At 73.2% G+C, this 989-nt stretch carries 1 protein-coding gene; it reads left to right on the plus strand.

Annotated elements, in window-relative coordinates; translation table 11 throughout:
• Nucleotides 1-214 precede the first annotated feature (214 nt).
• Nucleotides 215-763, plus strand: coding sequence for a hypothetical protein (locus ACFVFQ_RS34245; protein ID WP_383423693.1), 549 nt, complete (start codon nt 215-217; stop codon nt 761-763).
• Nucleotides 764-989 lie beyond the last annotated feature (226 nt).

Consider the following 989-nt stretch of genomic DNA (forward strand, 5'->3'; position numbering starts at 1 on the left):
GGGGGGGGGGGGCCGGGGGGGGGGTGGGGGCGGGGGGCGCCCGGGGGGGGGGTGGTCGCGGGACTGCTTCGCTTTACGTCCGCAAACCCGCCCCCTCCGGCCCGCCCCCTCCCGTGAGGTGGGCGCTCCCCGCCCGGTGGGGGAGGAGGTAGGGCTGGGTGGGGGTGCGGAAAACCGTTCGTCTGCGGGTTGTTGGGGCTGCCACCCTTACGGGATGGGGACGTATGAGGTGGAGAGTGAAGCGCTGCTCCTCGGGGGGCGGGCCGGGGTCGGGAAGACGTCGGTGGCGTGGGAGGTCTCGGCGCTGTTGCGGGGGGCGGGGGTGGGACACGCCGTTGTGGAAGGGGACTTCATGGGGCAGATCCATCCGGCGCCGGAGGACGATCCGTCGCGGTCCGCGATCACCGAGCGCAACTTGACGGCGGTGTGGGCGAATTACGCCCGCGTTGGCTGTCGGCGGCTGCTCTACACCAACACGGTGAGCGTGCTGCCGGAGAGCACGGGGATGTTCGAGCGGGCGATGGGGCCCGGGGTGCGGATCGTGCGGGTGTTGCTCACCGCCACGGACGCCACGACGGAGGCCCGGCTCACCGGCCGGGAACGTGGCTCGGAGCTCGCCCAGGAGCTGGCCAGCAGCGCCCGTAAGGCCCGGATGTTGGACGAGCGGGTGGCCGCGGATGTGCTGCGGGTGCCCACTGACGGGCGGTCCGTGCCGGCCGTCGCGGCGGATGTGGTCGCCGCGGTGGGGTGGCTTCCCACGTAGTTGGCTCTCCCGCCGTGCGGGTTGCTGTCTTTTCGCCTTCGGCGGAGGGGTGTGTTGGCCGGGGGCGCCTGGTTGTTGGTGGGTGGCGGGTGCGGTCCTCCGGGGGCGGGTTTCCGGACTGCTTCGCTTTACGTCCGGAAACCCACCCCCTCCGGCCCGCCCCCTCCCGTGACTTGGGCGCCTCCGCCCGGTGGGAGTTGAGGACAGGGACCGGACGGGGCACTGT

It is taken from the genome of Streptomyces sp. NPDC057743 (assembly GCF_042798755.1).
Lineage (GTDB): Bacteria > Actinomycetota > Actinomycetes > Streptomycetales > Streptomycetaceae > Streptomyces.

What these genes read in the sequence shown, in the direction of transcription:
- ACFVFQ_RS34245 (WP_383423693.1), top strand. Translation starts at nt 215, where the DNA reads ATGGGGACGTATGAGGTGGAGAGTGAAGCGCTGCTCCTCGGGGGGCGG.